The 24587-nt window shown below is 34.5% G+C and carries 30 protein-coding genes; 16 read left to right on the forward strand and 14 right to left on the reverse strand.

Annotation, left to right across the window (positions count from 1 at the left end):
• Window positions 1-26: 26 nt before the first annotated feature.
• From ACY2RT_RS07560 to ACY2RT_RS07575, 4 genes are all read left to right on the forward strand, one after another.
• A complete protein-coding gene (locus ACY2RT_RS07560) occupies window positions 27-1184 on the forward strand; it encodes a beta-ketoacyl synthase N-terminal-like domain-containing protein (protein ID WP_490155295.1) in 1158 nt (385 codons plus the stop codon).
• Between the two features lie 32 nt (window positions 1185-1216).
• Window positions 1217-2311, forward strand: a complete 1095-nt coding sequence (gene bioB, locus ACY2RT_RS07565) for a biotin synthase BioB (protein WP_490155296.1) — start codon at window positions 1217-1219, stop codon at window positions 2309-2311.
• A gap of 69 nt (window positions 2312-2380) precedes the next feature.
• Complete coding sequence (locus tag ACY2RT_RS07570) at window positions 2381-3013, forward strand: fibronectin type III domain-containing protein (protein WP_490155297.1); 633 nt, start codon at window positions 2381-2383, stop codon at window positions 3011-3013.
• Between the two features lie 114 nt (window positions 3014-3127).
• Window positions 3128-3991, forward strand: a complete 864-nt coding sequence (locus tag ACY2RT_RS07575) for a cupin-like domain-containing protein (protein WP_490155298.1) — start codon at window positions 3128-3130, stop codon at window positions 3989-3991.
• Here ACY2RT_RS07575 and ACY2RT_RS07580 read toward each other — a convergent pair.
• From ACY2RT_RS07580 to ACY2RT_RS07590, 3 genes are all read right to left on the reverse strand, one after another.
• Entirely contained in the window at window positions 3988-4464 is a 477-nt protein-coding gene (locus tag ACY2RT_RS07580) for a regulatory protein RecX (protein ID WP_490155299.1), read from the reverse strand. The genes ACY2RT_RS07575 and ACY2RT_RS07580 overlap by 4 nt on opposite strands.
• A gap of 70 nt (window positions 4465-4534) precedes the next feature.
• Window positions 4535-6085, reverse strand: a complete 1551-nt coding sequence (locus ACY2RT_RS07585) for an Rne/Rng family ribonuclease (protein WP_490155300.1) — start codon at window positions 6083-6085, stop codon at window positions 4535-4537.
• 286 nt (window positions 6086-6371) lie between these two features.
• Entirely contained in the window at window positions 6372-6662 is a 291-nt protein-coding gene (locus tag ACY2RT_RS07590; RefSeq protein WP_034260286.1) for an HU family DNA-binding protein, read from the reverse strand.
• A 126-nt stretch (window positions 6663-6788) separates the two neighbouring features.
• On the opposite strand from ACY2RT_RS07590, the gene mutY reads away from it, so the two are divergent.
• From mutY to ACY2RT_RS07635, 9 genes are all read left to right on the forward strand, one after another.
• Complete coding sequence (gene mutY, locus ACY2RT_RS07595; RefSeq protein WP_490155301.1) at window positions 6789-7856, forward strand: A/G-specific adenine glycosylase; 1068 nt, start codon at window positions 6789-6791, stop codon at window positions 7854-7856.
• A gap of 60 nt (window positions 7857-7916) precedes the next feature.
• Window positions 7917-8378, forward strand: coding sequence for a single-stranded DNA-binding protein (locus tag ACY2RT_RS07600; RefSeq protein ID WP_490155302.1), 462 nt, complete (start codon window positions 7917-7919; stop codon window positions 8376-8378).
• A 21-nt stretch (window positions 8379-8399) separates the two neighbouring features.
• Window positions 8400-9731 carry a gliding motility-associated protein GldE gene (locus ACY2RT_RS07605; RefSeq protein WP_490155303.1) on the forward strand — a complete coding sequence of 444 codons (1332 nt, stop codon included), beginning with the start codon at window positions 8400-8402 and terminating at the stop codon, window positions 9729-9731.
• Between the two features lies 1 nt (window position 9732).
• Window positions 9733-10290, forward strand: a complete 558-nt coding sequence (gene gldD / locus ACY2RT_RS07610; RefSeq protein ID WP_490155304.1) for a gliding motility lipoprotein GldD — start codon at window positions 9733-9735, stop codon at window positions 10288-10290.
• A 56-nt stretch (window positions 10291-10346) separates the two neighbouring features.
• Window positions 10347-11216 carry a DMT family transporter gene (locus ACY2RT_RS07615; protein ID WP_490155305.1) on the forward strand — a complete coding sequence of 290 codons (870 nt, stop codon included), beginning with the start codon at window positions 10347-10349 and terminating at the stop codon, window positions 11214-11216.
• A gap of 80 nt (window positions 11217-11296) precedes the next feature.
• Window positions 11297-11734, forward strand: a complete 438-nt coding sequence (locus ACY2RT_RS07620) for a DUF4199 family protein (RefSeq protein WP_490155306.1) — start codon at window positions 11297-11299, stop codon at window positions 11732-11734.
• A 122-nt stretch (window positions 11735-11856) separates the two neighbouring features.
• Window positions 11857-12414, forward strand: a complete 558-nt coding sequence (rplU, locus tag ACY2RT_RS07625) for a 50S ribosomal protein L21 (RefSeq protein WP_490155307.1) — start codon at window positions 11857-11859, stop codon at window positions 12412-12414.
• A gap of 20 nt (window positions 12415-12434) precedes the next feature.
• Entirely contained in the window at window positions 12435-12698 is a 264-nt protein-coding gene (rpmA, locus tag ACY2RT_RS07630; RefSeq protein WP_490155308.1) for a 50S ribosomal protein L27, read from the forward strand.
• A gap of 134 nt (window positions 12699-12832) precedes the next feature.
• Window positions 12833-13414, forward strand: coding sequence for a DUF3332 domain-containing protein (locus tag ACY2RT_RS07635; protein ID WP_490155309.1), 582 nt, complete (start codon window positions 12833-12835; stop codon window positions 13412-13414).
• Between the two features lie 57 nt (window positions 13415-13471).
• On the opposite strand, the gene ACY2RT_RS07640 is transcribed toward ACY2RT_RS07635, so the two are convergent.
• The 9 genes from ACY2RT_RS07640 to ACY2RT_RS07680 form a co-directional block, all read right to left on the reverse strand.
• Window positions 13472-13717, reverse strand: a complete 246-nt coding sequence (locus ACY2RT_RS07640; protein WP_490155310.1) for a hypothetical protein — start codon at window positions 13715-13717, stop codon at window positions 13472-13474.
• A gap of 15 nt (window positions 13718-13732) precedes the next feature.
• On the reverse strand, window positions 13733-14098 hold the full coding sequence (locus tag ACY2RT_RS07645; RefSeq protein WP_490155311.1) for a hypothetical protein: 366 nt from the start codon (window positions 14096-14098) through the stop codon (window positions 13733-13735).
• 21 nt (window positions 14099-14119) lie between these two features.
• Complete coding sequence (locus ACY2RT_RS07650) at window positions 14120-14821, reverse strand: hypothetical protein (RefSeq protein WP_490155312.1); 702 nt, start codon at window positions 14819-14821, stop codon at window positions 14120-14122.
• 86 nt (window positions 14822-14907) lie between these two features.
• Window positions 14908-15231, reverse strand: a complete 324-nt coding sequence (gene yidD / locus ACY2RT_RS07655; RefSeq protein ID WP_490155313.1) for a membrane protein insertion efficiency factor YidD — start codon at window positions 15229-15231, stop codon at window positions 14908-14910.
• A 2-nt stretch (window positions 15232-15233) separates the two neighbouring features.
• Complete coding sequence (locus tag ACY2RT_RS07660) at window positions 15234-15464, reverse strand: hypothetical protein (RefSeq protein ID WP_490155314.1); 231 nt, start codon at window positions 15462-15464, stop codon at window positions 15234-15236.
• A gap of 10 nt (window positions 15465-15474) precedes the next feature.
• Window positions 15475-15747 carry a hypothetical protein gene (locus tag ACY2RT_RS07665; protein WP_490155315.1) on the reverse strand — a complete coding sequence of 91 codons (273 nt, stop codon included), beginning with the start codon at window positions 15745-15747 and terminating at the stop codon, window positions 15475-15477.
• A gap of 88 nt (window positions 15748-15835) precedes the next feature.
• Window positions 15836-16504, reverse strand: a complete 669-nt coding sequence (locus tag ACY2RT_RS07670) for a response regulator (protein WP_490155316.1) — start codon at window positions 16502-16504, stop codon at window positions 15836-15838.
• Between the two features lie 8 nt (window positions 16505-16512).
• Window positions 16513-18468, reverse strand: a complete 1956-nt coding sequence (locus ACY2RT_RS07675) for a tetratricopeptide repeat-containing sensor histidine kinase (protein WP_490155317.1) — start codon at window positions 18466-18468, stop codon at window positions 16513-16515.
• A gap of 42 nt (window positions 18469-18510) precedes the next feature.
• Window positions 18511-18666, reverse strand: a complete 156-nt coding sequence (locus ACY2RT_RS07680) for a hypothetical protein (protein ID WP_490155318.1) — start codon at window positions 18664-18666, stop codon at window positions 18511-18513.
• A gap of 357 nt (window positions 18667-19023) precedes the next feature.
• Between ACY2RT_RS07680 and ACY2RT_RS07685 the strand changes: the two genes are divergently transcribed.
• Window positions 19024-19722 (forward strand): hypothetical protein, encoded by a 699-nt coding sequence (locus ACY2RT_RS07685; protein WP_490155319.1) that lies wholly within the window; start codon window positions 19024-19026, stop codon window positions 19720-19722.
• 8 nt (window positions 19723-19730) lie between these two features.
• On the opposite strand, the gene ACY2RT_RS07690 is transcribed toward ACY2RT_RS07685, so the two are convergent.
• Window positions 19731-21743, reverse strand: a complete 2013-nt coding sequence (locus ACY2RT_RS07690) for an endo-beta-N-acetylglucosaminidase (protein ID WP_490155320.1) — start codon at window positions 21741-21743, stop codon at window positions 19731-19733.
• Between the two features lie 92 nt (window positions 21744-21835).
• A complete protein-coding gene (gene ahcY / locus ACY2RT_RS07695) occupies window positions 21836-23152 on the reverse strand; it encodes an adenosylhomocysteinase (RefSeq protein WP_490155321.1) in 1317 nt (438 codons plus the stop codon).
• 81 nt (window positions 23153-23233) lie between these two features.
• On the opposite strand from ahcY, the gene ACY2RT_RS07700 reads away from it, so the two are divergent.
• Both ACY2RT_RS07700 and ACY2RT_RS07705 read left to right on the forward strand, forming a co-directional pair.
• On the forward strand, window positions 23234-23878 hold the full coding sequence (locus tag ACY2RT_RS07700; protein WP_490155322.1) for a 4'-phosphopantetheinyl transferase superfamily protein: 645 nt from the start codon (window positions 23234-23236) through the stop codon (window positions 23876-23878).
• Complete coding sequence (locus tag ACY2RT_RS07705) at window positions 23875-24579, forward strand: phosphoglycerol geranylgeranyltransferase (RefSeq protein ID WP_490155323.1); 705 nt, start codon at window positions 23875-23877, stop codon at window positions 24577-24579. Before ACY2RT_RS07700 ends, ACY2RT_RS07705 begins: the two co-directional genes overlap by 4 nt.
• Window positions 24580-24587: the final 8 nt, after the last annotated feature.

A 24587-nucleotide genomic window follows, 5' to 3' on the forward strand; every position in this document is an offset into this window, starting at 1 on the left:
ATTTTTGCAACAAATTAATAAAAAAGTTGCACAAACCTATTTCAATTTCAAATATTGCTTCTGTTTCTGCTTTAGGAGCTTCTCAAAATGAAGTTTGGCAAAGTTATATAGAGAAACGTCCGCTTTTCACTAAAAAGGGATTCAATAAAGCTGAAATTTGGGTTTCCGGGCTCAATGCTGATGCAGAAAATAGATTGATGAAACTTCAGAGCGAAAATTCTGTTTATCAAAAACTGGATCGCTCTGTTTTACTTGCAATATTAGCTTCCAGGCAAGCTTTTTCAATTGAAGAATATTTAACTAAAAACGTAGGGATAAATATTGGGTCTTCACGTGGAGCTACACAATTGTTTGAAAAGTACCATTCGCAGTTTTTGAAAAGCGAAAGCATTTCGGCGTATACATCTCCTACAACCACTTTGGGGAATATATCTTCCTGGGTAGGACAGGAATTAGGAATTGAAGGAGTACAAATAGGGCATTCTGTTACCTGCTCTACTGCTCTGCATGCAATGCTCAACGGAATTGCATGGTTGCAAGCAGATATGGTAGATGCTTTTGTAGTTGGTGGTAGCGAAGCAGCGTTAACACCTTTTACGATTGCACAAATGCAGGCATTGAAGCTCTATTCTAAATCTGAAAATGTAATGGCCTGTGAGTCGTTGCGGCTTCAGAAAAAGAAAAATACAATGGTGTTGGGAGAAGGTGCAGCAGTAGCTGTTTTGGAAAAAGGAATTTCAGAAAGAACACAAGCGATCATTAGCGGATATGGATATGCGACCGAAAAGTTGGTACACAACAGTTCTATTTCCGAAAATGCCGAATGTTTTCAGAAATCTATGCGTATGGCACTTCAAAAAGCAAAACTGGAAACAGTAGATATCGTTATAATGCATGCTCCCGGAACCGTAAAAGGAGATATGGCAGAGTATAATTCGGTTGTAAATGTCTTTGGAAATAATATACCATTACTTACTTCCAATAAATGGTTGGTAGGACATACTTTTGCAGCTTCTGGAATGTTAAGTGTGGAGATGGCTGTTTTAATGTTGCAACATAACAAACTAATTGAAAACCCGTTTTTCAGTAACCAAAGACATTTACCTGACACATTAAAAACAGTAATGATTAATGCTGTTGGGTTTGGCGGTAACGCTGTTAGTATTATTATATCCAATCCCTGATTTTAGATTTATATTTTATTTATTTTTGACTTATGAGCGACATTAAATACAACTGGACCAAACAAGAGATTTTAGATGTTTATAATAAACCCATGATGGAACTACTGTATGAAGCAGCAACGATACATCGCGGGTTTCATAATCCAAATCATGTACAAGTTTCTACCTTACTTTCTATAAAGACAGGAGGCTGTCCGGAAGATTGCGGGTATTGTCCGCAAGCAGCCAGATATCATACAGATATTGAAGGGAATGATCTAATGAGTGTACAACATGTAAAAGCACAGGCTTTACGTGCAAAAGCTTCAGGAAGTTCCCGGGTTTGTATGGGGGCTGCATGGCGTAATGTAAAAGATGGTGAAGAATTTGATCAGGTTTTGGAGATGGTACGAACCATTAATAAATTGGATATGGAAGTTTGCTGTACGCTTGGAATGATCACAGAAAATCAGGCAAAAAGACTGGCAGAAGCTGGTTTGTATGCTTATAATCATAATTTGGATACCAGTGAAGATTATTACAAAGATGTGATCTCTACACGTGCATATCAGGACCGTTTGGATACTATTGATAATGTTAGAAAAACAAATGTTACTATCTGTAGCGGGGGAATTATTGGTATGGGAGAAAAACTGGAGGATCGTGCAGGAATGCTGGTAGCCTTGGCTACTTTAAATCCACAACCGGAATCTGTACCTATCAATGCACTGGTTGCTGTGGAAGGAACGCCTATGTCAGAGATAGAACCCGTTTCTATTTGGGAAATGATACGTATGGTTGCGACTACTCGTATTGTAATGCCTCAAACACAAGTAAGGCTTTCGGCAGGGAGGACAGAAATGAGCAGAGAAGGGCAGGCAATGTGCTTCTTTGCCGGAGCAAATTCAATTTTTGCCGGAGATAAACTCTTAACTACACCTAATCCCGATGTAAATGAAGACATGGAAATGTTTAAATTACTTGGATTAGAGCCTCAAAAACCTTTTGTAAAAAAAGCTCAGCCCGAAACTGTGGAAGCCGAAGCTTCACAATATCAAACCTTAGGAGAAAAACCAAAATGGAGCCGTCCGGGGCATACTATTGAACGGAATGAAGAAGCTAAGCAGAAAGCAAAGGCTTCAGAATAACCTTTATTTTTTTAGATTTTTAAATATTTCGGAAGACTTTTCGTTAAACAACAAACAAACATATTATTTATGAAAAAGATTTTTTTGGTAGTTTTTTTGGCCATTGCGGTGATTTCTTGTAAAAAAGATGATGATGGGACCAATAATAATTGTGACACACCAATATCTATTTCCGTGTTACAAGTGAACAGTACTTCATTACTTTTTGAATGGGATACAAACATGGGAACAGCCTGGCAAATTGAATATGGCCAAACAGGTTTTCAACTGGGTACGGGTACTGTAGTGCAAACTTCACAGCTTAATTACTTAATCGAGAATTTAACTCCTTCTACGAGTTACACAATTTATTTACGTAACAATTGTGGAAGTGACGGATTTAGTAATTATATCACTTTGGATTTTATCACACTTGACCCTGTAGTAATCTGTAATACTCCTACAGATCTTATACAAATAGGTTTGGGGTCTAACTTCATAGATATAACCTGGAATGAGAATAATGAAACAGCTTGGGAGATTGAATACGGACTTGTAGGCCATCCGGTAGGTAGTGGAACCATTGTGCCGACATCTCAAAATAGTTACAGGATTGATGGATTAACTCCGGCTACAACCTATGAAATCTATGTGAGGGCTAATTGCGGTTCGGATGGTTTCAGTGAATATACCAATGCCCTTGTAATTACTACAAACAATTAACATATTGATAAATAATTTAAAAAGACCGGTTTTACGCCGGTCTTTTTTATATGATTATATGGCTTTAAAAGAATATTGCATAAGATTTGTATTTTTGAAGTCTTATTATAGAATATGCAGTTACAAGAAGTAGACAGAGTTAAAACCATTACTAAGAAAGATTTTCTTAAAAATTATTTTAAACCTCAAAAACCAGTTGTAATAGAGCGGTTTGTTGAGGATTGGCCGGCATTTAAAAACTGGAACCTGGATTATATGGCCGAGGTTGCAGGTGATAAAATTGTGCCTCTTTATGATAACCGGCCTGTGGATTATAAAGATGGATTCAATGAACCGCATGCGAAAATGAGAATGAGCGAATACATTGACCTCTTAAAACGTGAGCCTACTAAATTTCGAATTTTTTTGTGGAATATTTTAAAAGAAGTACCAACTTTACAAAACGATTTTTCATATCCTGATTTTGGTTTAAAATTATTGAAAGGCCTGCCTATGTTATTTTTTGGTGGAAAGGATAGTTATACCTTTATGCATTATGATATCGATTTGGCAAATATCTTCCATTTTCATTTTCACGGGAAAAAAGAAACCATTCTTTTTGACCAAAAACAAAATGATTTTCTCTACAAAATACCTCATTCATTAATTACGCGCGAAGATATAGACTTTACAAATCCTGATTATGAAAAATGGCCGGCCCTTAAAAAAGCGAAAGGTTATATTGCCCATTTGGAGCATGGTAATGTACTTTATATGCCCGAAGGTTATTGGCATTATATGCGCTACCTCACGCCAGGATTTTCTATGAGTTTACGTGCAATAGCACGAAACCCCAAAAATTTTGGAAAGGCATTATATAATATTTTTATCATGCGACATTATGATAACTTAATGAGAAGATTCAAAGGGCAAGCCTGGATAGATGCTAAAAATAAAAAAGCCATTACGAAGACACATCGTAAATTAGGTATCTCCTAGCATATTATTTCATTTACTTTTTCATACACCAAACTGCTTTCCCATCCACGGTATAACAGATAATTAGTTAGTTTTTTTCTTTTTTTCTGAAGATCACTCTCAGATGCTAATTGGGTAAATCGTTTTTCAGCAAGCTCTTGGAATGTTTGGTAATATTCGGTTTTATTAATTTCTTTTAAAGCAGCTGTTATATTGTATTTTGAAATATTACGGAATTTTAATTCGCGAACAATACGATTTTTCCCCCATTTTTTGTTTTTGAATTTTCCACGAGCAAAGGCTTGTGAAAACCGTGTTTCGTTTAAAAAGTTATTCTGTAGTAAATGAAATACGATTTGATCAACCGCATCGGGGATCATTCGCATTTCCTTCAGCTTTTGGTGTACTTCTTTATGACAACGTTCTTGATAGGTGCAGTAGTGTTCCATACGTTTCGTAGCTTCGGAAACAGAATATGTTTTGTATTTTTTCAAGAAGGGAAATTAAAAAATCTTTTCAGAATAAGACATAAAAAAACCCTTCCTAATTAGAAAGGGTTTTACTTTATTTTATCATTTCTCCGTTTTTATCGTGGAAATGATACTCAAGATACGTGTAAGCGTCTCTAGGTTGAATTTTTATCCATTTTTTGTGCTCCATAAACCACTTGGTTCGCACAGACGGAAAACCTTTTGTTAAAAAGGCTGCTATAAAAGGATGCGCATTAAGCGTAATCTTTTTATAGTCTTTTTGGATGAGGCGTTTAACCTCCTCATTAATTTTATCTACCACTATGATAGGGGCTTCGATTTCTCCGCTTTCACCACCATTATTGTTGGGGTTTTCTTCGCGGGTCTTAATATTCATCTCAGGCCTTACCCGTTGGCGAGTAATCTGTATTAATCCAAATTTAGTTGGTGGAAGTATTTTATGTTTCGCTCTGTCATCGTTCATTTCATCACGAAGATGATTAAAGAGCTTCTTGCGGTTGCCGGCATTTGCCATGTCTATAAAATCGACCACAATAATACCACCCATGTCTCGCAAACGCAATTGCCGTGCTACTTCGGTAGCAGCAATTAAGTTTACTTCGAGCGCTGTATCTTCCTGGTTTTTGGATTTGTTACTACGGTTACCACTATTCACGTCTATGACGTGCATGGCTTCTGTATGTTCTATCACCAAATATGCTCCTTTACTACCGGAAACAGTTTTACCGAAAGAAGTTTTAATTTGACGCTCGATCCCAAATTTTTCAAAAATGGGGACTTTGGAATCATAATACTTTACGATATTCTCTTTATTAGGTGCAATCTCCTGCACATAATCTTTTATTTGTAAATAGAGTGTTTCATCGTCTATGTGTATGGCCGAGAATGAATCGTTAAATACATCTCGGATCATAGAAGAACCCCTACTTAATTCACTAAGCACCTTACTAGGATGGTGCGCTCCTTGTAGCTTTTTACACATCGCTGTCCAGCGATCTGCGAGATTTTGTAAATCTCTATCCAGTTCTGCTACTTTTTTACCCTCTGCTACTGTACGTATAATAACACCAAATCCTTTAGGTTTTATACTTGTAATCAAGCGTTTTAACCTTTCTTTTTCTTCTTTGGATTCTATTTTTTGAGAAATAGAAACTCGGTCTGAAAAAGGAACCAAAACAATATAACGTCCAGCTATGGAAAGCTCGGAGCTAATTCTTGGTCCTTTTGTGGAAATAGGCTCTTTAACGATTTGTACCAGAATAGATTGATTGGATTTAAGGGCATCGTTAATACCTCCATTTTTATCAATCTCTTTTTCAAATGGGAATTCTTTTAAAGAGTAATCTTTAAGTTTACCTGTGCTTACACGTTTTACGAATTTTAAAAGAGAAAGAACTTTTGGCCCTAAATCATGATAATGCAAAAATGCATCTTTTTCGTAACCTACATTTACAAATGCAGCATTAAGGCCAGGAACAGTTTTTCTAATTTTGGCGAGATAAACATCACCAACCGAAAACTTGTTGTCCTCTTCCTCTTTATTTAATTCTACTAGTTTTCCATCTTTTAAAAGGGCAAAATCAACTTCTTGTGAACTGGATCTAATAAATAATTCGTAGTTCACTTTTAATTAATTTTTATCCATCACGCTTTAGCATGACAAATGGATTAAACAATAATTTATCACAGGTTTTATAATAAACCCGTCGAAACTAATTGCTTTAAGGTATAAAAGCAATATAATTTCATTTTCAAAGAACGTTTTCTTTCTTAAACGAAAAAAGTAGTTGGGAAAACTACTTTTTCTTGTGGCGGTTAGCGCGTCTTCTTTTCTTGCGCTTATGCGTTGCTACCTTATGTCTTTTTCTTTTTTTACCACTAGGCATACTAACTTTTTTTTAATGTTATTATTATTTTACTTCAACATTAGTCTTAACGCCTTCTACAAATACCTTTGCAGGTTTAAACGCCGGAATGTTGTGTGCAGGAATTTTAATTGTAGTATTTTTTGAAATATTTCTACCGGTTTTTTCAGCTCTTTTTTTAATAATAAAACTTCCAAATCCTCTTAAGTAAACGTTGTCCCCACTTTCAAGAGAGTTTTTAACCTCATCCATAAAGGTTTCTACTGTAGCCTGAACATCACCTTTTTCCATTCCTAATTTTTCGGAAATTTTTGCTACGATATCTGCTTTAGTCATTCTGTAAATTCTTTAAATTATAATTATTATGTTTATTTTTCAAGAGGGCAAATATAAGGATTTTAAAATCAATAATTCAAACCATAATCCGTTAAATTATAATTAGATAAAGGCTATTTTTGTGAAATGCCAAAAAAAGCCACTTTTTTATATAAAAAACTCATTCCGTGGTATTTAGAAAATAAACGTGACCTCCCCTGGAGAGGAACAACAAATCCATACTTTGTTTGGCTATCCGAAATAATGCTACAGCAAACCCGTGTACAACAAGGATTACCGTACTATTTAAAATTTATTAGGACATTTCCTACTATTAAAGACCTTGCCAATGCTCCTGAATCACAAATTTTAAAATTATGGCAGGGGTTGGGCTACTATTCACGCGCCAGAAATCTACACTTTACAGCAAAATATATATCAAATGAATTAAACGGAGAATTTCCTGATACTTATAAAGAACTTATAAAACTAAAAGGTATTGGTGATTATACGGCAAGCGCCATTGCTTCTATTTGCTTTAATAAGCCGACAGCTGTTGTAGATGGGAATGTCTATAGAGTTTTGTCCCGCCTTTTCGGAATTGAAACTCCAATTAACAGTACCACGGGAATCAAGGAGTTTAAACAATTAGCACAGTGTCTTATAGATGTATCGCAACCGGGAACTTGTAATCAGGCAATTATGGAATTTGGAGCCCGATACTGCATTCCACAAAATCCGGAGTGTAATAACTGCATTTTTAATGATACCTGCGAAGCTTTTAAAAATAAGCGAGTTTCAAAACTACCGGTGAAGCTTAAAAAGCTGAAAGTTAGAAAGAGATATTTTAATTATATGGTAGTACTTTCTGAAAATGATCATACAATTTTACAACAGCGAACCAAAAAAGGAATCTGGCAGCAGTTGTACGAGTTTCCATTAATTGAAAGTGTTTCGGAAATAGATATAGGATCACTAAAACAGCTTTCTGAATATAGAACGTTTGCCAAAGATTTAAACCTTCGGTCAGTTACTCTTTTCAATGAAGAACCTGTGGTTCATAAATTATCTCATCAACACCTCTATACCCGGTTTTGGATTGTGGAAGTTTCAGAATTAAAAAGAAAAGGTATTCCTGTTTCTGAAATAGGCAGCTATGCTGTCCCGGTACTAATTGAAAATTTTATTTCGAATTTTTCTCCCATGAAAAACTGAAAATTTACCTATATTTAAAACACAAAATTTACCTTTGTATATTAATTCAATTTAAAGACCATGAGTGGAACATTAAACAAAGTAATGCTAATAGGACATACCGGTGATGAAGTAAAAATGCACTATTTTGATGGAGGTGGAAGTATAGGAAGATTTCCCTTGGCAACCAATGAGTCCTATACCAACCGAACCACAGGGGAACGTGTCACTAATACTGAATGGCACAATATTGTTGTACGTAACAAAGCTGCTGAAATTTGCGAAAAATACTTGAAGAAAGGAGATAAAATTTATGTGGAAGGAAGATTGAAAACACGCAAATGGCAAGATGATCAAGGAAACGACCGCTATAGCACAGAAATACAATGTACAGAGTTTACATTTTTAACTCCAAAGGGTGAGAGTGGAGCCATGCCGCAAACAAATGCGGGTACTATGACTCCCGAAGCTCCTAAAACGGAACCACAAAATCCTCAGGTTCAAGAAACCATTGCAGAGGATGATGATGATTTACCGTTTTAATGTTTAATCAATATCAACACATTGGATATAGAGCCTCCCAGTTTATTATTAATTGCATTAATTAACTTCACACATATAACAGGCATTATTGTATTAATTGTGCTACTTTTATGTTCTGCTTTAATTTCCGGTGCAGAGGTTGCCTTTTTTTCATTAACTCCTGCCGATTTTGAAGGAAATGAAGGAAAATCTCCTTCGAAAAGGCTTGCAATTGTCCAAAAGCTTTTATCAAAGCCTAAAAAGTTATTAGCTACGATTTTAGTAGCCAATAATACTATTAACATTGCCATTGTTTTGTTGTTTGAATCTTTGAGCTCGGTTTGGTTTGAAGGATGGAACTACAGACTTGATCTCTATTTTTTTGAAATCGATTCGGTTTTTTTATTGAAAATAGGCCTGGCAACTTTTCTTATTTTACTATTCGGAGAAATTCTCCCAAAAGTATATGCCAGTAGAAATAGGGTTTCATTTGCTTCATTTATGGCATACCCGTTAAACGTTTTGGACAAGTTATTTGCTCCTTTAAGTCTACCTATGCGCTCTGCAACAATTTATCTTCAGGAAAAGTTTGGAAAACAAAAATCCAATTTGAGTGTGGACCAATTATCACAAGCATTGGAACTCACTAGTGAAGAAGATACAACCCGTGAAGAACAGAAAATCCTAAAAGGAATTGTCACTTTTGGAAATACAGACACTAAACAAGTAATGAAACCTCGTATGGAAGTATTTGCATTGAATGAAGAGACTGCTTTTAAAGACATCATTCCGGAAATTATTTCTCATGGGTACTCACGAATACCGGTTTATAAGGATAGTATAGATACTATTACGGGGGTCTTGTATGTAAAGGACCTGATTCCTTTTATAGATCGAAAAAGCTTAGATTGGGTCTCTTTAAAACGAGAAGCATACTTTGTTCCTGAAAATAAAAAACTAGATGATTTGCTAAATGAATTTAAAGACATGAAGATGCATTTAGCGATTGTAGTGGATGAATATGGCGGAACCAGTGGACTTATTTCTTTGGAAGATATTATTGAAGAAATCGTTGGAGAGATTAGTGATGAATTTGATGATGAAGATCTTATATTTTCAAAATTAGATGAGAACACCTTTGTGTTTGAAGGTAAAACACCTTTAAAGGATTTTTATAAAGTAATACAACTGGAAGACCCGGAAATATTTGAGAGTGAAAAAGGAGAGGCTGAAACACTTGCAGGCTTTCTTTTGGAGATATCGAAAGGGTTTCCTAGGAAAAATGAAGTAATAACCTTTTATAATTATACGTTTACCATTGAAGCGTTTGAAAATAAACGCATCAAGCAAATTAAACTTTCTATTGTTATCTAGTATGCGAATTATCTTTTTGTTATTATTTATGGGTTTTCTGGTTTCTTGTGATGATGATGTCGTCATAAAGCCAAGCGCAATGCTTCGGTTGGACTATCCCGTAGCTTCCTATAAAAAAACTACAGATAATTGTCCATATGTGTTTGAAAAAAATGAACAAGCTGTGCTTCAGCAAAAGAAAAATTGCTGGTTGAATTTGGAATATCCAACTATGAGAGCAACAGTTTATTTAACATATAGGGAGATCAAGAATAATAATCTAGATTCCTTATTATACGATGCCCAAAAACTTACGTATGATCATACTATTAAAGCAGAAGCCATTTTTGAACAACCTCGTGTAGATTCCATTAACAAGGTATATGGAATGTTTTATATGATCAACGGGGATGCCGCTACTCAATCTCAGTTTTATGTAACAGACAGTATCAATCATTTTGTTACCGGTTCACTTTATTTTGAGTCCAAACCTAACTTCGATTCTATTTACCCTGCAGTCGTTTACCTCCGAAATGACATTCGCCGTATAATGGAAACAATTTCTTGGCAAAAGAATTAGCTTTTTAGCAATACTTAATCCTAATTTTTCAGACTTTTGTTTTTTGAAAACAAAAAATGAAAAACACCAATCTTAAATGGATATATCTCCTCATACTTTCTATTATATGGGGGAGTTCTTTTATCCTTATTAAGAAAAGCTTAGTTGGATTAACAGATTATCAGGTAGGGGCACTCCGTATAGTAATAACTTCCCTTTTTCTATTTAGCGTTGGTTTTAAGAGCTTAAAACAGGTAAAAAAGCGGCATTGGAAATGGGTTGTCATTTCGGGTTTTGTAAGTTCGTTTTTCCCACCTTTCTTATTTGCAATGGCTCAAAATCATATTGACAGTGCTATTGCTTCTATATTAAACTCTTTAACACCTTTGGCAACTGTTGCCATAGGGATTTTATTATTTAAGATACTTAGTTCCAGACTACAAATTTTGGGTGTTATAGTTGGGCTCGTTGGAACCGTATTACTTATTTTGGCGGGAGCAGATCTAAACCCTAATCAAAATTATTGGTATAGTACCCTTATCATTTTGGCAACAATAGGTTATGCGTTTAATGTAAACATTATTAAGAAGTATTTAAATGACATTAGTGCCTTGGCTGTAACCACAGGGAATTTTATATTTCTTTTTCTACCTGCTTTGGCAATCTTGTACCTGACAGGTTTTTTTGAGACCATTTTAGATTCCAGGGAGATGCAAATATCTTTTGGCTATGTTGCTATTCTATCATTGTTTGGTACTGCGATCGCAAAAGTGATATTCAATAAACTGGTCCAAATTGCAAGCCCGGTTTTTGCTTCTTCGGTAACATATACCATGCCCATAGTAGCAGTTATGTGGGGATTAATAGACGGGGAATCTTTTGGTTTTCTTCAGGCATTTGCAGCGGCCATTATATTATTTGGCGTGTATTTGGGGAATAAAAAATAATATAAAGGATAATAAAGCTTTAATTATCAGGTATTTCTGAATTTTTTTCCGAAATTTATAGAACACCAATATTTTGAGCTATGGGAAAATATTATCTAAAATATGGAATTGCTATTGCTATTGCTTTAATCGCCTATTTCCTAATTACAAAATTATTAGGATTACATCAATATCCTGTGTTAAGTGCTGCAAATGCAGTAATTTTTGGTGCAGGAATTTTAATGGCAATGAAAAAATACAAATCAGAAAAAACCAGTTTTAAATATCAGAATGGCTTTCAAATAGGACTTTTTACAGGAGGTGTCGCTACGATACTTTTTGCAGTATTTATGGCGATCTATATTTTTCAGATTGATGAACAATTTGCACAAGCAATATTGGATTCCTGGGGATTAAACTATAATAAAGGAGGGCTTATTATAATTATTTCTTTAGTAATGATGGGCTTTTCTACTACACTAGTCCTTACGTTAGCATTTATGCAATTGCTTAAAGAATCCTGGAATCAAAATTCTTAGACCTTACGTCTTTAATTTTATAGAAACTGTTTGCGGTTTAATTAATTAGAATTATATTTGCACCCGCTTTTATCGTAGGGATAGAAGGATTTGTATAACTAATTATAATAAACGATTACGCTATGTACGCAATTGTAGAGATAGCAGGGCAGCAAATAAAAGTTGCGAAAGACCAAAAAGTCTTTGTCAATCGTTTGCCTGTAGAAGAAGGTAAAAAAGTGTCTTTTGACAATGTTCTTCTTATTGGTGACGGAGACAAAGTAACTATTGGCGCCCCGGCTATAAACGGCGCTCAAATTGGAGCAAAAGTCGTAAAGCACCTTAAAGGTGATAAAGTTATTGTTTTCAAAAAGAAACGTAGAAAAGGATACCGTGTTAAAAACGGACACAGACAATCTCTTTCTCAAATTGTTATTGAAAGCATTGTAGCTTCAGGAGCAAAAAAAGCAACTCCGGCGAAAGCTGAGAAAGCGGCTCCAAAGAAAGAAACCAAAGCAACTGCTCCTAAAAAGGAAACCAAAGCAACTGCACCTAAAGCTAAAGCTGAAAAGAAAGCTGCTCCGGCAGAAGATTTGAGTAAAATGACAGTTGCTCAATTAAAAGAATTGGCAAAAGCAAAAGGGATTAGTGGTATTTCTTCTATGAAGAAAGCCGATTTAATTGCTGCATTAAGTAAATAATAATATAAAACCGAAAGAAAATGGCTCACAAAAAAGGAGTTGGTAGTTCTAAGAACGGTCGTGAATCAGAATCGAAACGCTTAGGCGTTAAGATATTTGGTGGTCAAGCTGCCGTAGCAGGAAATATCATCGTAAGACAAAGAGGTACACACCATAATCCAGGTGAGAATGTGTATCTCGGTAAAGACCACACCTTACACGCTAAGGTGGACGGGACTGTAAAGTTTACTAAAAAGAAAGACAACAAATCTTACGTTTCTATTATACCAAGTGCAGAAGCTTAAGAACTTTTCTTTACTGAATATAAAACCCTCAACATTAACGTTGAGGGTTTTTTTGTTATGATTATTTTTCCGGAAGAGGGTTTATTTGGATATTTTATCTTAATTTGAAATCTAATCTTAAACATAATATAATTATGAGAAAACTAGTTATTTGTAGTGCTTTATCAGCTTCCCTTTTATTTTCAAGCTGTTTGGGTTCATTTAGTGCCTTTAACAATTTAAAGGACTGGAATCATGAGATAAGCGATAGTAAATTTGTAAACAACTTAGTGTTTTGGGGATTGAATATTATTCCAGTCTATGGATTGTTTTTTGTAGGAGATGTTTTAATATTCAATGTGATAGAATTTTGGAGTGGCAGCAATCCTATTGCGATGACCGAGGGAGAATATGAAACACAAATAGTTGAACATAATGGTACACAACTTGAAATGACTGCTTCTAAGAACAGATTTGAGATCGTGATATTAGATGGTGACAGAAAGGGAGAACGTGTAGATCTGGTTTATAAGCCTTCCGAAAGATCATGGAATGCTGTAAAGCAAAACGGAGAACTTATTAAACTATCTTCTATTGAAGAGGGATTGATCGTGTATCATTTACCAAATGGAGAGAAGATCAAACTGGACCCTGCTACCCCTCGTGAAGAAAGACTGGCAAAAATTAACAATGAGATCTATAATTACAAAGACTGTATAACGGCTGTTGGAAATTAATATCTTTCAATAGTATGAATTAAAAAAGCTCAACTTTTTAAGTTGAGCTTTTTTCCTTTAATCTTCCCACCCACACAAGGTTCTACCTTTATGTTTGGCTTCATTTAGATAAACTTTTTTAATTTCACTCTTACAATTAGAGAGTCCTCGACAATTTTTATTGTAATGGTATCGCTTACTGTATTTTCCGGTACAAATAAAGACATCTGTTATTTCTGCTGTATTTTTGATTAGGGTATCATTTTCATTGACCGTGTCAGCTAATGTGATGAATAGTAATCCGGTAATAAGTAAGGTTTTCATTTTTTTTGTATTTAGTTAATAACAACTACATTTATAACCCATGATGTATTTGTGAAATCGTTTTCCATAGGAGTCTGAATCTCCATACCCACCATATTGGAAGTTAGCCCAATTTTGAGAAGGAATATCACAAAAAATATAACTATTTGTGTTATAGTTATATTCACTTTCTTTAATTTCTGCTACAACATATATTTTATATTCGTAACTGTAAGCAGTTATTTTATATAACCAAGAAGAATCTAATGTATAAGAATTAATTGTAGATTTTTTTTGACCATTATCAACAATAAACTCAAAAAGATCGTTACATGAAACATTTTGTGAATATATGTTAGAAAAGGATGCAATAGCAATAATAATAGCAGTTAAAGTTTTCATTTTCTTTAAAGAAAGTTAAATTTATTTTCTCATTTCGGCAACTAATTTTTGAGTAGCGTCTTTAATAAAAATTTCTAATTCATTTTTTTCTACTCCTTCATACCCTATTTTATTATTTTTCTCTTTCTTTCTTCTCTCTTTCATCAATTCTTTAATAGATTTTGAAATTATACACCCCTCAGTACAAGGGGTATAATTGAACTTATAAACTCCTGCAAATTCATTTGAATTAATTAATACAACTTTGAATTCTACAGAAGCTCCAAACCTTTCGTAAGAGTATAGTTTTTCTACTTTTGGGTCATTATTTTTATTGTAATACTTGTTAGTCTTATATAACACCTGTGAATCAAGTTTTGTTAATTCTATAATTAAATCTGTATCAGATTTATTTTTTAAAACTTCATAATCTATATTATTATCCTTATTTCCAATAATCTGGTTGAACAATTGACGATCTCTAACTATATATCCACTAGCTAATAATTGGTTTTCAATTGCATTATATAGATAATCATTACTTTCGTTTTCCGTTACATTATTAGAACTTTCTCTAACCCTAAGTACTACTTTTGGGTTTTTATTTTGAGCTAGAAAAGTTTTGAGCGATTCAGTTTTTACGATATCATCCGTTTTTTTGGAAAATCTTAAAGTTTTTGAGCTTGAACAGCTAAAAGAAACTAATATTAATAAAAGATAGGTAGATATAATAGTCCATTTCATGTCAACAGTATTTAATTTAGAGATATAAACTTATAGACATAAACCATCAATTCCTTGTGGAAATCCGCAAGGAATTGATTTTTGACTCATCGCTCTCCCCAGATCGATGAGGTCGTGTTTGATTTTATGTCTTTGATTAATCTATCTGCAATATCATCCTCATTAATTATTTTATGATTAGGAAGAATCATTTTTACTTTTCCACTAATAGAATCTTCAAAAACTTGAAATCCCGATCTGCAATTATGAAATCTAAACCAAAGAGCTTCTATCCCACTAAAAAATCCATTCTCTTGTGTTGTTTCATAAACATAGTTAGAACAAGATTTTTTGAAAATGCATTTTTTGCGTTTTGATTTTGGAAGAATTATCCAATATACTTGGATGAGTAATAATAAGACATATTTCATGTTTACTTAGCAAATACAGCCATCTGTTTATATATAGTATAACCAGGCTTATCACCAAAACCAAAACAACCCGTTTCTGCTCTTACATATGTAGTGACGCTTTCTAATCGAACATATTTCCATCCTTGATTGGAAAAGTTCTTAATCATTTCCTCAAGTTGCTCTGCAGATTGCAAGGATGCATTTTTATTTCTATCAATTGATGGTGCAAAAGGGACAACTTTATATTCCATTTCTCTTTGTTTATAGATTATCAATTATTATGTCTTTTGTATCAAGCTGAAATGCAAAATCAACTCTGCTTATACCACTATGTTTTTTTGCAGCTATTATGTCTTGCTTAATTATTCTTATTGCAGATATTCGGGTAATCTCATCTTTGAATGAAGCCTTCCAAGTTGTTGTTAGAGTTGATAATTTGTTCCAGCTTTCATTTTTGAGAATAGAATAAAAAGATTCTCTCTGTTTGTCAGTTGCATTTTGTAAGTCTAGCGTAATTAATACTTTAAGTCCCATGTTATTAGATTTGTTTTTACAAACTTAAGATAGCTTGATACTAATTCTTTGTGGGAATCCGCAGATAGGTAAAAAGTTTTATAGAATATTAAATGAGGCCCAGTGAATTGGCAATATAGATAAGTTGTGCAGTCGTAGTTGCATTAAATTCGTCCTTAAGTTTGCTAATATGTCCTTCGATGGACCGAATACTATTGGGGGTAATATTTTTGGATTTAAAATGACCACTTATTTCACTTTGTTTTAATCCATCTGCAAGGAGGCGCAGTAATTGCTTGTCATATGCATCTAATTTCAGAACGTTCTTCTGTTGTAGCACAGCAGTTGAAACAGGACAGGTGTAGGTTTGATTTATTGAAACTGCATCTAACGCTTTAATAAGCTCTTTTAGCCCGTAAAGCCCTTTACAAACATAGCCATCGATCTTTAACTCATTTAAAAGAAATTTAATAATTAACTGCTTGTCTTCTACCGAAAATACAATGACCTTAATATCTGGCTGGACTTCTTTTACTTTAGTAATTAATTCCTTTCCGGAGGTTATATTGTTTCTCCCGTGTGATGGGGTAAAATGATAATCACTAATTAAAAGCTGATAAGGTGATCCGTCTAAAGAAGCCTTTTTAACTTTTAAAAAAGCATCATCGCAAAACTGAGATTGATGCACAACAGGAATAGATAGTTCAACGAGTGTATCCACAACACCTTTTTTATTACTATCGGTATCTTCCGCAACTAATATTTTAGTGAATAACATATTTGTAGTTAAGAAGTAAACATAATTTTTGCATTAAAACCTTCGGTAGGTTTAGAATCAAAAGTAATAGTCCCACCAATAGTATCTATGCGGTTTTCCACACTTTTAAGTCCTGTATTGAGTTTAAGGATTTCAACGCCCACCCCATTGTCTACATAATTCACAAAGATTTTATTGCCTTTTTTTGCAAAAGTAACAGCAGCAAAGGTAGCTTTGCTATGCTTTTTCATATTGGTAAGTAATTCCTGTAATACACGGTATATTTCCTTTTTTTTATAATCTGAAACAGCTTTCCAAAAACCGGTTTCTAATTCTGTAGTAATTATTTTGGTCTGATCATTTCCATAGGAATTTAATAGTGCAGCAATCTCATCTCCATAAGCATCTCCCGTATCAATACTTGTAAGTTCTTTTGAAATATCACGTGCTTTATTATAAACTTCATTTAAACCATCTAGTATCTTTAATCCTTCAGCATCTTTTACTATAGAAGGATTTTTTTGAATCTGAGTCATGATGTAAAAAATATCGTTACCTACTTCATCGTGAATTTTTTTGGAAAGAATTTTTTCAGTATAATGCCTTTCGTTTATCATCCCAATCTTTTTTTGTTGCTTTAGGAAGAAGTATAGAAATATGGATCCCAACAAGATCACTAATGCTGAAGCAAAATAGGTATTCTTTTGATTTTTTTCTTTTTCAATTTGGAGTCCATCTTCAGCTTTCTCCTTTAAAAGCTTTTCATTATCAAATTTTGTTACTGCATATATCTTTTGATTTTTTGTATTAATATTTTCAAGAGTTTTGTCTATAGTGATGTAATAAAGGGAAAGATCATTAGCAATAGGCTCTTTCAAATCATTTTTGATATCAAATAAAAGTCGGAGCGCTTCCAGAGAAGCATTCATACTATTCCTTTCTTTGGCATTAAAAAATGCTGCTTCTGCATAGGCTGATGCTTTACGTTTATCTGTTTTTGAATAATACTTAGTAAGGTGAATATTACTGGCAATTAGGCCTTGAATATCATTAGAAGCTTTACGTAATTGTAAAGAATTCAATAACAATGCTTCCGATTCACTATTTGCTTCATTCTCCCGCCATTTTATAAAACCCTTATTACTAAGTACCCGAGCGTATTCTTTTTTATTTTTTATAACAATTGAATCGTTTAACAGACTATCCAGTATTCTAATGGCATTTTTATACTCGACTTTATCTGCCAGGATATTAGCTTTTGTGTTTAATAATTTCAAGTGATTTATTTTCCCTATTTTTCTTAAAGCCTTCTCATCTTTACAAAGCTGTATGGCCTTGTAATTATAATCTAAAGCGCTTTCATAATTTTCCTGTGCTCTAAAAGCTGTAGAAATATTTTGGTACAAACCGGCAAGACTCTTAATTTCTGCAGAACCTTCTAAATATTGCACTCCTTCTATTGCAGTAGATTTGCTGCCGTTATAATCTCCCAGGCTTTTTTGAATATCAGCCATAGAGTGTAAATTTTTGCCGGCAGAAATAGTATCTCCACGATACTTTTGAATTTTATATGCTTCTGCAAAGTAATTAAAAGCAGTAGGTAATTTGTTTATGGACTTATGATAAAGACCAAGCTTTGTAAGTCCTTTTCCCATATATAATGTATCCCCATTTTTTTTAGCAGTAGTATACAATTTGTTTGAAAAGTAAATAGCACTATCCTTTTGGTTTTTTTTAGAATGTAAGGAGGTTTTTAACATAAGTGCTCTGTACAGTAAGGTATCTTCATTTGAATGAAGTACTTCCTTAAGGAAGTTGTTTGTGATCTCTAATTTTTCTTTTATAGATATTGAGTCATTGTTATAGATGTTATTTAATTTTTTTTCTAAAGGAGAAACAAAAGGGTTAGTTTTCTGTTTTGTTTCACAGGAGAGAAGAGAAACAAAGCTAATTATATAAAGAAAAAAGAGGGATGTAACACACATATGTTTCATCCCTCTAAATTACTAAATTAAATCATTGATAATTTAGCCATTACCTCCATCATCATCGTCTTCTTCAATTTCTCCGTCCTCACCTTCGGTAGGAGAAAGATCTACTTGTTGAGAGAGTGGAGTAGGTGTACAAGATGTAAAGTGCGTGCTCATAAAAAGAGCAAATAGTATATAAAAAAGAATTTTCATGATTTTTAAATTTTTAAATTGAACAAAAGGGTTGCTATCCGTGTTTTGCAACACAGTTATCCTTTCGGGCTATAGCAACCCGTTAGAGTTTGGAGTACTCCTAAGTTTTTGGAAAGTGAAAATCCTGTACGGTAACTTTTAGCTACTTTCCATTTGGCTTTCAGCTAGCCGTATGTGGATTTCCGTAGTGTCAGTTTTGTACATTTGTTATGTTAGCAAAGCATAACTTGACTGATACTGAAGCAAATAAAGGGTGGATTATTGAAGTGAGTGTAGACATAACTAGGACATCTATTTGACATTTATAAGACATTAATTATTTTGTTTTTAAGTATTTGATAATCAAATCACTATGAAATGAAAGATAAAAGAGCTATAGAAACAGATAAAGAAAGATTACTGGAAGAGTTGATGGAATTTGTGTTTGAAAAAGCCAAAAGGACCTCTAAAAAAAATACTGGAGGAGGGCTTTCAAATTATCTTTCTGAACACATGGAGAAAAAATTCAATTTAATTATTGATAAAAGAACTTTTAACAGATATTATGAAGGGTATATAACAAAAGTGATAGAGAGGATAGAACCTCAAGATGATACTCTTAATGCTCTTTGTAAATATTTGGGTTATGTGGATTTTAAGGACTTTGAAGAAAAAAGAAAAGAAGAAAATGAAAACGAAAAATTGAAAAGAAGATTGAAGTTTTGTTACATAGTTGGTATTATTTTAATTGTAGTACTAACCTTATTTATATTGAAGTATTATAAAAAGAATTGTATGTTATGGGTTGAAGATCATTTTGAAAAGATTAGGTGTTCTGGTCTGGAAAATGAAGAAAAGTTAGATATAGTTAGATTAGAGAAATTTAAAAAAGTCCCTGTTTGCAAAGACTCTACTTTTTTTAAAGATGGAAAACCAATTAAGTGGTATGATAGACAAAACAATGTATTTACATACTTCACTTATTCAGGGATAAATCCTGAAAGCGACAGAACAGTAAAAGCTATAACTAAAACAATAATCAATTCAAGGGTACAACCATGTGATTCTATCAAATAAAACCTAAATCACTTCACCCTAATCCTAATTGTTTTAGAAAAAGAATCACTACTCTTTATAGTAAGCAAATAAACCCCTTCTGAAAAAGAACCGGTTTGCAGAGCATAGATCGTTTCAGCACTTCCAATTTTGTCATGAGCTACTAATTTACCATCAATGCCGTAAAGCTCATAGTCTAATACACCGGAAAGATGGTTTCGATCTATATGTACATTAATGAGATCAGATTTCTCAGGTGAGTAAGTCACAACGATCGCATTGTCGGTTAATAAGTTATCTTCAAATCCAAGGCCTATCCCATTGTGGATTTTAAGATTACCAATATTTATTTTGTAGTTGTTTAAAGTTTCGGCAGAAGCAAACCGTAAACCTATAGTGGCAAGTTCCCTGCCTGCATGCTCCTGTAAGATGGCACTTCTTCCAAACCAACCCGGAGCTGCACCCGGATTGATCCAATACTGAACAGTTTCAGTAGGATTGTCTGCAAAAGTTAATAGCACTCTAAGGCGGGTGTTGTCAATTTGACTATAATTAAAGACAATGTCCAGTTTAGAATCAGAGGTCAATAACAATTTTGTTTTGTACAAAAGAAGGTCATTATTTTCTCCGGCATTGAGCGTTCCTTCTACCTTTAACGAACTTCCTCCGTTGTAAGCATCGTCAAAATCCCAGGAAGCAGATACAGTGTTGTTTTCTGTAAATGCAAATTGCCAGTTAGGTAAGATATCCTGATCGTTCATGTTGTGCCAGGGCGTGGCACTGGTTTCAATTCCCTCTGTAAACTTTTTTAATCCGTGGCCTGTATTAAAATTAGTTTCAAAAGGAATTTCAGTAATGGTAGACGCTGCTGGAATCCAATTGGCATAACCTTTAAACCCTGTAGCATCTTCCAATCGGGGGTTGCGGTCTGCGCCTGCGAACATATGTCTTTCTTCGCTGTAAAAATCTACATAGTCTGAAGGATCGTTATTGAAATTACTATATACTGAGTTATTAAATATACAATTAGGGGCAAAGAGCCCTAAGGAAGTATAAGGAGTAGTTGTATTTTCATGTAACAATCCCATCCAATTATTACCCCCGGTCTGGAATGGAGCCTGATTTCTTCCCGGCCATACATCAACCCCGGTAAAAACCTCAAATGCAGAACGTCCAATTGTATTGGCTCTGTCTCTTGATGAACTTGGGAAGGCACTATTACTCCAAAAGAAATTAATAAAGATATTGCTGCTTACACGCTGCTCAAAACCGTTTGAGGTGTCCCCATCTTCATCATTTTGTACAAAGACACTATTACCGGCATTCAATCTGTTTTGCCAACCTACAGAACCCGAAAGAAGCATGGCATCATACCACATAACCTCTTTATCAAGCGCTTCTACTGCTGTAGTCAGGTCTCTCAAAAATTCATACATCAATTGAGCTGTAGCACCATCTGTAGAGGTTTCTTCATTGATAAACCAACCGTCAAAATTATAGTATTGCATCATGTTTACCATGATAGGGATCACTACGAAATCACCACTTCCGTCTTGTTCCAGAAAATCTAACATCGTAGCAGTGGAGCCTCCAAAAGCATTTGGTGCAAAAAAGACATTTCCAAACACCTTAACTCCATTTTTATGAGCAGCGTTCGTCCACGGTGCAGAGGGAAGTTGTACGGTCTGACTCGCAGTACCTCCAAACCATACCAGCTTATCTATATAAGACCAGTTTGTAAAATTATATAAATTGAATTGTGATTGTTCTTCACCATAGTTTGCAAAATTATTCATACCGTCCGGTAAATATGCAATTCCCATATCATTGGGAAGGCTTGGATTAAATTGAGTATCTGTATTTATAAAACGTTCCGCTAATGGCTCGGAAGCAATTAATAACGGATCTGCTGTTGTCCCGGTTTCTGTCCAGTTCTTTAATTCGGCGATCGTGAGTACATAAGGCGCTTGATCATTTATAATTTGCGAGAAGGCGGTAAATTGAAGACATATAATACAAACAAGTGTAATTTTTTTAATCATGGTACTGTTATATAATTAGCAAAAACTAAAAGTAATAAAAAAAGCCCGCATCAATTTGATGCAGGCTTTTTTATTTCAGAAAAAGACTTTGTTTAGTATCTGTAATATTCAGGCTTATAAGGCCCTTCTACCTGTACGCCAATATAATCGGCTTGTTCTTTTCGAAGCTCTGTCAATTCCACTCCAATTTTCTCTAAATGTAGTTTTGCTACTTTTTCATCCAGATGCTTCGGAAGCATATATACTTTGTTCTCATATTGGTCACTGTTCTTCCAAAGCTCAATTTGGGCTAAGGTCTGGTTTGTAAAGGAGTTGCTCATCACAAAACTTGGGTGCCCCGTAGCGCATCCTAAGTTCACCAAACGACCTTCAGCCAGTAAAATGATGTCTTTACCGTTTATAGTATACTTATCAACCTGCGGTTTAATTTCCACTTTAGTATTTCCATAGTTATCGTTTAACCAGGCAACAGCAATTTCATTGTCAAAGTGACCGATATTACAAACAATGGTTTTGTCTTTCATTGCTTTAAAGTGTTCTCCGGTTATTATGTCTTTGTTTCCTGTAGTAGTGATAACTATATCGGTTTTCGCTATAACAGTTTCCAGTTTTTTAACTTCAAAGCCATCCATAGCAGCTTGTAATGCACAAATAGGATCGATCTCAGTAACTGTTACAATAGACCCGGCACCTTTAAATGAAGCAGCAGTACCTTTACCTACATCGCCATACCCACAAACTACTACACGTTTTCCGGCAAGCATTATATCTGTAGCACGTCTTATAGCATCCACAGCACTTTCACGACAACCATATTTATTATCGAATTTAGACTTGGTCACACTATCGTTTACATTGATAGCAGGCATTACCAAAGTACCATTATTCATACGTTCGTATAAACGATGTACTCCGGTAGTGGTTTCTTCCGAAAGGCCCTTAATTCCGGAAGCTAACTCAGGATATTTATCAAATACCATATTGGTTAGATCACCCCCGTCATCTAAGATCATATTCAAAGGCTTGCGGTCTTCACCAAAGAAAAGTGTCTGTTCAATACACCAGTCAAATTCTTCTTCAGTCATATCTTTCCATGCATAGACTGGAGTGCCTGTGGCAGCAATAGCAGCAGCAGCTTGATCTTGTGTAGAAAAAATATTACAAGAGCTCCAGGTCACTTCAGCTCCCAAAGTTTGTAACGTTTCGATCAATACAGCAGTTTGTATGGTCATGTGCAAACAACCTGCAATACGTGCACCTTTCAAAGGTTGCTCATTTTTGTATTCTTCGCGTAAAGACATAAGACCGGGCATTTCAGCTTCTGCCAATTCAATTTCTTTACGTCCCCATTCTGCAAGGGAAATATCTTTTACTTTATACGCTGTGTAAGGCACTGTTTTAGTTGACATATTACTATATTTGAATTTATTAATTTTTTCCTTTCCGAAGGCAATTCGGATTGCAAAAATACATAATATCTGCAATATTATATGCCACTTTACAAAACTATAACAGTTAGCCCTACTACTAAAGTTCTTATTTGGAAGATAGATGAATCTTTTGAGGAACTTTCTGAAGGGATTATACTCACTAAAAATTGTCGTACCCGGGTGGATGGAATGAAAAGTGATCTGCACCGGCGCGGATTTATGAGTGTAAGACACCTACTGGCTAATGAAGGCTATACCGATCATGATTTGTTTTATGATACATACGGAAAACCGCATTTAAAAGACAATAAACATATCTCGATTACACATTCTTTTATCTTTTCGGCTATCATTATCAGTGATACAGAAGTGGGGATAGATATTGAAAAACAGCGCCTCAAGATTCTAAAAATAGCTCACAAATTCACACCTGTCGAAGAATATAGAACTCTTGCGAATGAAGACGCTATTATGCGAAAATTGACTATGGTCTGGGGTGCTAAAGAGTCTTTGTATAAAAGTTTTGCAACTCCGGGCGTAAGTTTTTTACAACATATTTATGTTGACAATTTTAATTTGGAAGAACTACAGTCTACGGCAAATGTTAGGTTTGAAGACAAAAAGGAACTATACAATGTCTGGTTTTTAGAATTTGAAGGATTTACCTGTGCGTATGCATTAATTTCTGAAGAAATAGAACAATGACACAAATCTATTACCAAACCTTACTTGATGGTGTCTCTGAAGGGAAAAAATTCCTCGCCATTCTCATAGACCCGGATAAATTTGATGCTTCTGAAGTTGAAACTTTTTTGAAGAAGATCCCTTCACAAACCACACATCTTTTTGTTGGCGGAAGTACTGTTGTCAATGGTTATACCGAAGCAACCGTAGATGCACTTAAGAAATACACTGAGTTACCAATTTTTTTATTTCCCGGAGATTATTCGCAAGTGACACCTTCAGCTAACGCTCTGTTGTTTTTATCATTACTTTCCGGAAGAAATGCAGAATATCTTGTAGGGCAACAAGTAAAGTCTGTTTCAAAACTTCGTGATTCAGATTTAGAGATAATTTCCACCGGATATTTATTGCTGGACGGCGGGAATGAATCGGCTGTAGCACGCATTACAAATACCAATCCTATCCCTCAAAATGAATTGGAAACTATTGTAAATACTGCATTGGCAGGCCAATATATGGGAGCTAAATTAATTTATTTGGAAGCAGGGAGCGGAGCAGAATTTCCGGTAAACTCTGCAATTATACAAGCTGTAAAAGAAGTGTTACAGGTCCCGTTATTAGTGGGAGGAGGCATTAAAAATGAAACTCAAAAAAAGTTAGCGTATGATGCCGGTGCCGATTTGGTGGTTATGGGCACTGCATTTGAAACTAAAACCACCTAGAAAGTTAG

Source organism: Ulvibacter sp. 2210JD10-4, assembly GCF_058148525.1.

Excerpts from the sequence above, each read along its gene's own strand:
- bioB (WP_490155296.1), top strand. The coding sequence starts at position 1,217 with ATGAGCGACATTAAATACAACTGGACCAAACAAGAGATTTTAGATGTT.
- ACY2RT_RS07570 (WP_490155297.1), top strand. The coding sequence starts at position 2,381 with ATGAAAAAGATTTTTTTGGTAGTTTTTTTGGCCATTGCGGTGATTTCT.
- ACY2RT_RS07575 (WP_490155298.1), top strand. The coding sequence starts at position 3,128 with ATGCAGTTACAAGAAGTAGACAGAGTTAAAACCATTACTAAGAAAGAT.
- ACY2RT_RS07590 (WP_034260286.1), bottom strand. The coding sequence starts at position 6,662 with ATGACTAAAGCAGATATCGTAGCAAAAATTTCCGAAAAATTAGGAATG.
- mutY (WP_490155301.1), top strand. The coding sequence starts at position 6,789 with ATGCCAAAAAAAGCCACTTTTTTATATAAAAAACTCATTCCGTGGTAT.
- ACY2RT_RS07600 (WP_490155302.1), top strand. The coding sequence starts at position 7,917 with ATGAGTGGAACATTAAACAAAGTAATGCTAATAGGACATACCGGTGAT.
- gldD (WP_490155304.1), top strand. The coding sequence starts at position 9,733 with ATGCGAATTATCTTTTTGTTATTATTTATGGGTTTTCTGGTTTCTTGT.
- ACY2RT_RS07615 (WP_490155305.1), top strand. The coding sequence starts at position 10,347 with ATGAAAAACACCAATCTTAAATGGATATATCTCCTCATACTTTCTATT.
- ACY2RT_RS07620 (WP_490155306.1), top strand. The coding sequence starts at position 11,297 with ATGGGAAAATATTATCTAAAATATGGAATTGCTATTGCTATTGCTTTA.
- rplU (WP_490155307.1), top strand. The coding sequence starts at position 11,857 with ATGTACGCAATTGTAGAGATAGCAGGGCAGCAAATAAAAGTTGCGAAA.
- rpmA (WP_490155308.1), top strand. The coding sequence starts at position 12,435 with ATGGCTCACAAAAAAGGAGTTGGTAGTTCTAAGAACGGTCGTGAATCA.
- ACY2RT_RS07635 (WP_490155309.1), top strand. The coding sequence starts at position 12,833 with ATGAGAAAACTAGTTATTTGTAGTGCTTTATCAGCTTCCCTTTTATTT.
- ACY2RT_RS07640 (WP_490155310.1), bottom strand. The coding sequence starts at position 13,717 with ATGAAAACCTTACTTATTACCGGATTACTATTCATCACATTAGCTGAC.
- ACY2RT_RS07645 (WP_490155311.1), bottom strand. The coding sequence starts at position 14,098 with ATGAAAACTTTAACTGCTATTATTATTGCTATTGCATCCTTTTCTAAC.
- ACY2RT_RS07650 (WP_490155312.1), bottom strand. The coding sequence starts at position 14,821 with ATGAAATGGACTATTATATCTACCTATCTTTTATTAATATTAGTTTCT.
- yidD (WP_490155313.1), bottom strand. The coding sequence starts at position 15,231 with ATGAAATATGTCTTATTATTACTCATCCAAGTATATTGGATAATTCTT.
- ACY2RT_RS07660 (WP_490155314.1), bottom strand. The coding sequence starts at position 15,464 with ATGGAATATAAAGTTGTCCCTTTTGCACCATCAATTGATAGAAATAAA.
- ACY2RT_RS07665 (WP_490155315.1), bottom strand. The coding sequence starts at position 15,747 with ATGGGACTTAAAGTATTAATTACGCTAGACTTACAAAATGCAACTGAC.
- ACY2RT_RS07670 (WP_490155316.1), bottom strand. The coding sequence starts at position 16,504 with ATGTTATTCACTAAAATATTAGTTGCGGAAGATACCGATAGTAATAAA.
- ACY2RT_RS07675 (WP_490155317.1), bottom strand. The coding sequence starts at position 18,468 with ATGTGTGTTACATCCCTCTTTTTTCTTTATATAATTAGCTTTGTTTCT.
- ACY2RT_RS07680 (WP_490155318.1), bottom strand. The coding sequence starts at position 18,666 with ATGAAAATTCTTTTTTATATACTATTTGCTCTTTTTATGAGCACGCAC.
- ACY2RT_RS07685 (WP_490155319.1), top strand. The coding sequence starts at position 19,024 with ATGAAAGATAAAAGAGCTATAGAAACAGATAAAGAAAGATTACTGGAA.
- ACY2RT_RS07690 (WP_490155320.1), bottom strand. The coding sequence starts at position 21,743 with ATGATTAAAAAAATTACACTTGTTTGTATTATATGTCTTCAATTTACC.
- ahcY (WP_490155321.1), bottom strand. The coding sequence starts at position 23,152 with ATGTCAACTAAAACAGTGCCTTACACAGCGTATAAAGTAAAAGATATT.
- ACY2RT_RS07700 (WP_490155322.1), top strand. The coding sequence starts at position 23,234 with ATGCCACTTTACAAAACTATAACAGTTAGCCCTACTACTAAAGTTCTT.
- ACY2RT_RS07705 (WP_490155323.1), top strand. The coding sequence starts at position 23,875 with ATGACACAAATCTATTACCAAACCTTACTTGATGGTGTCTCTGAAGGG.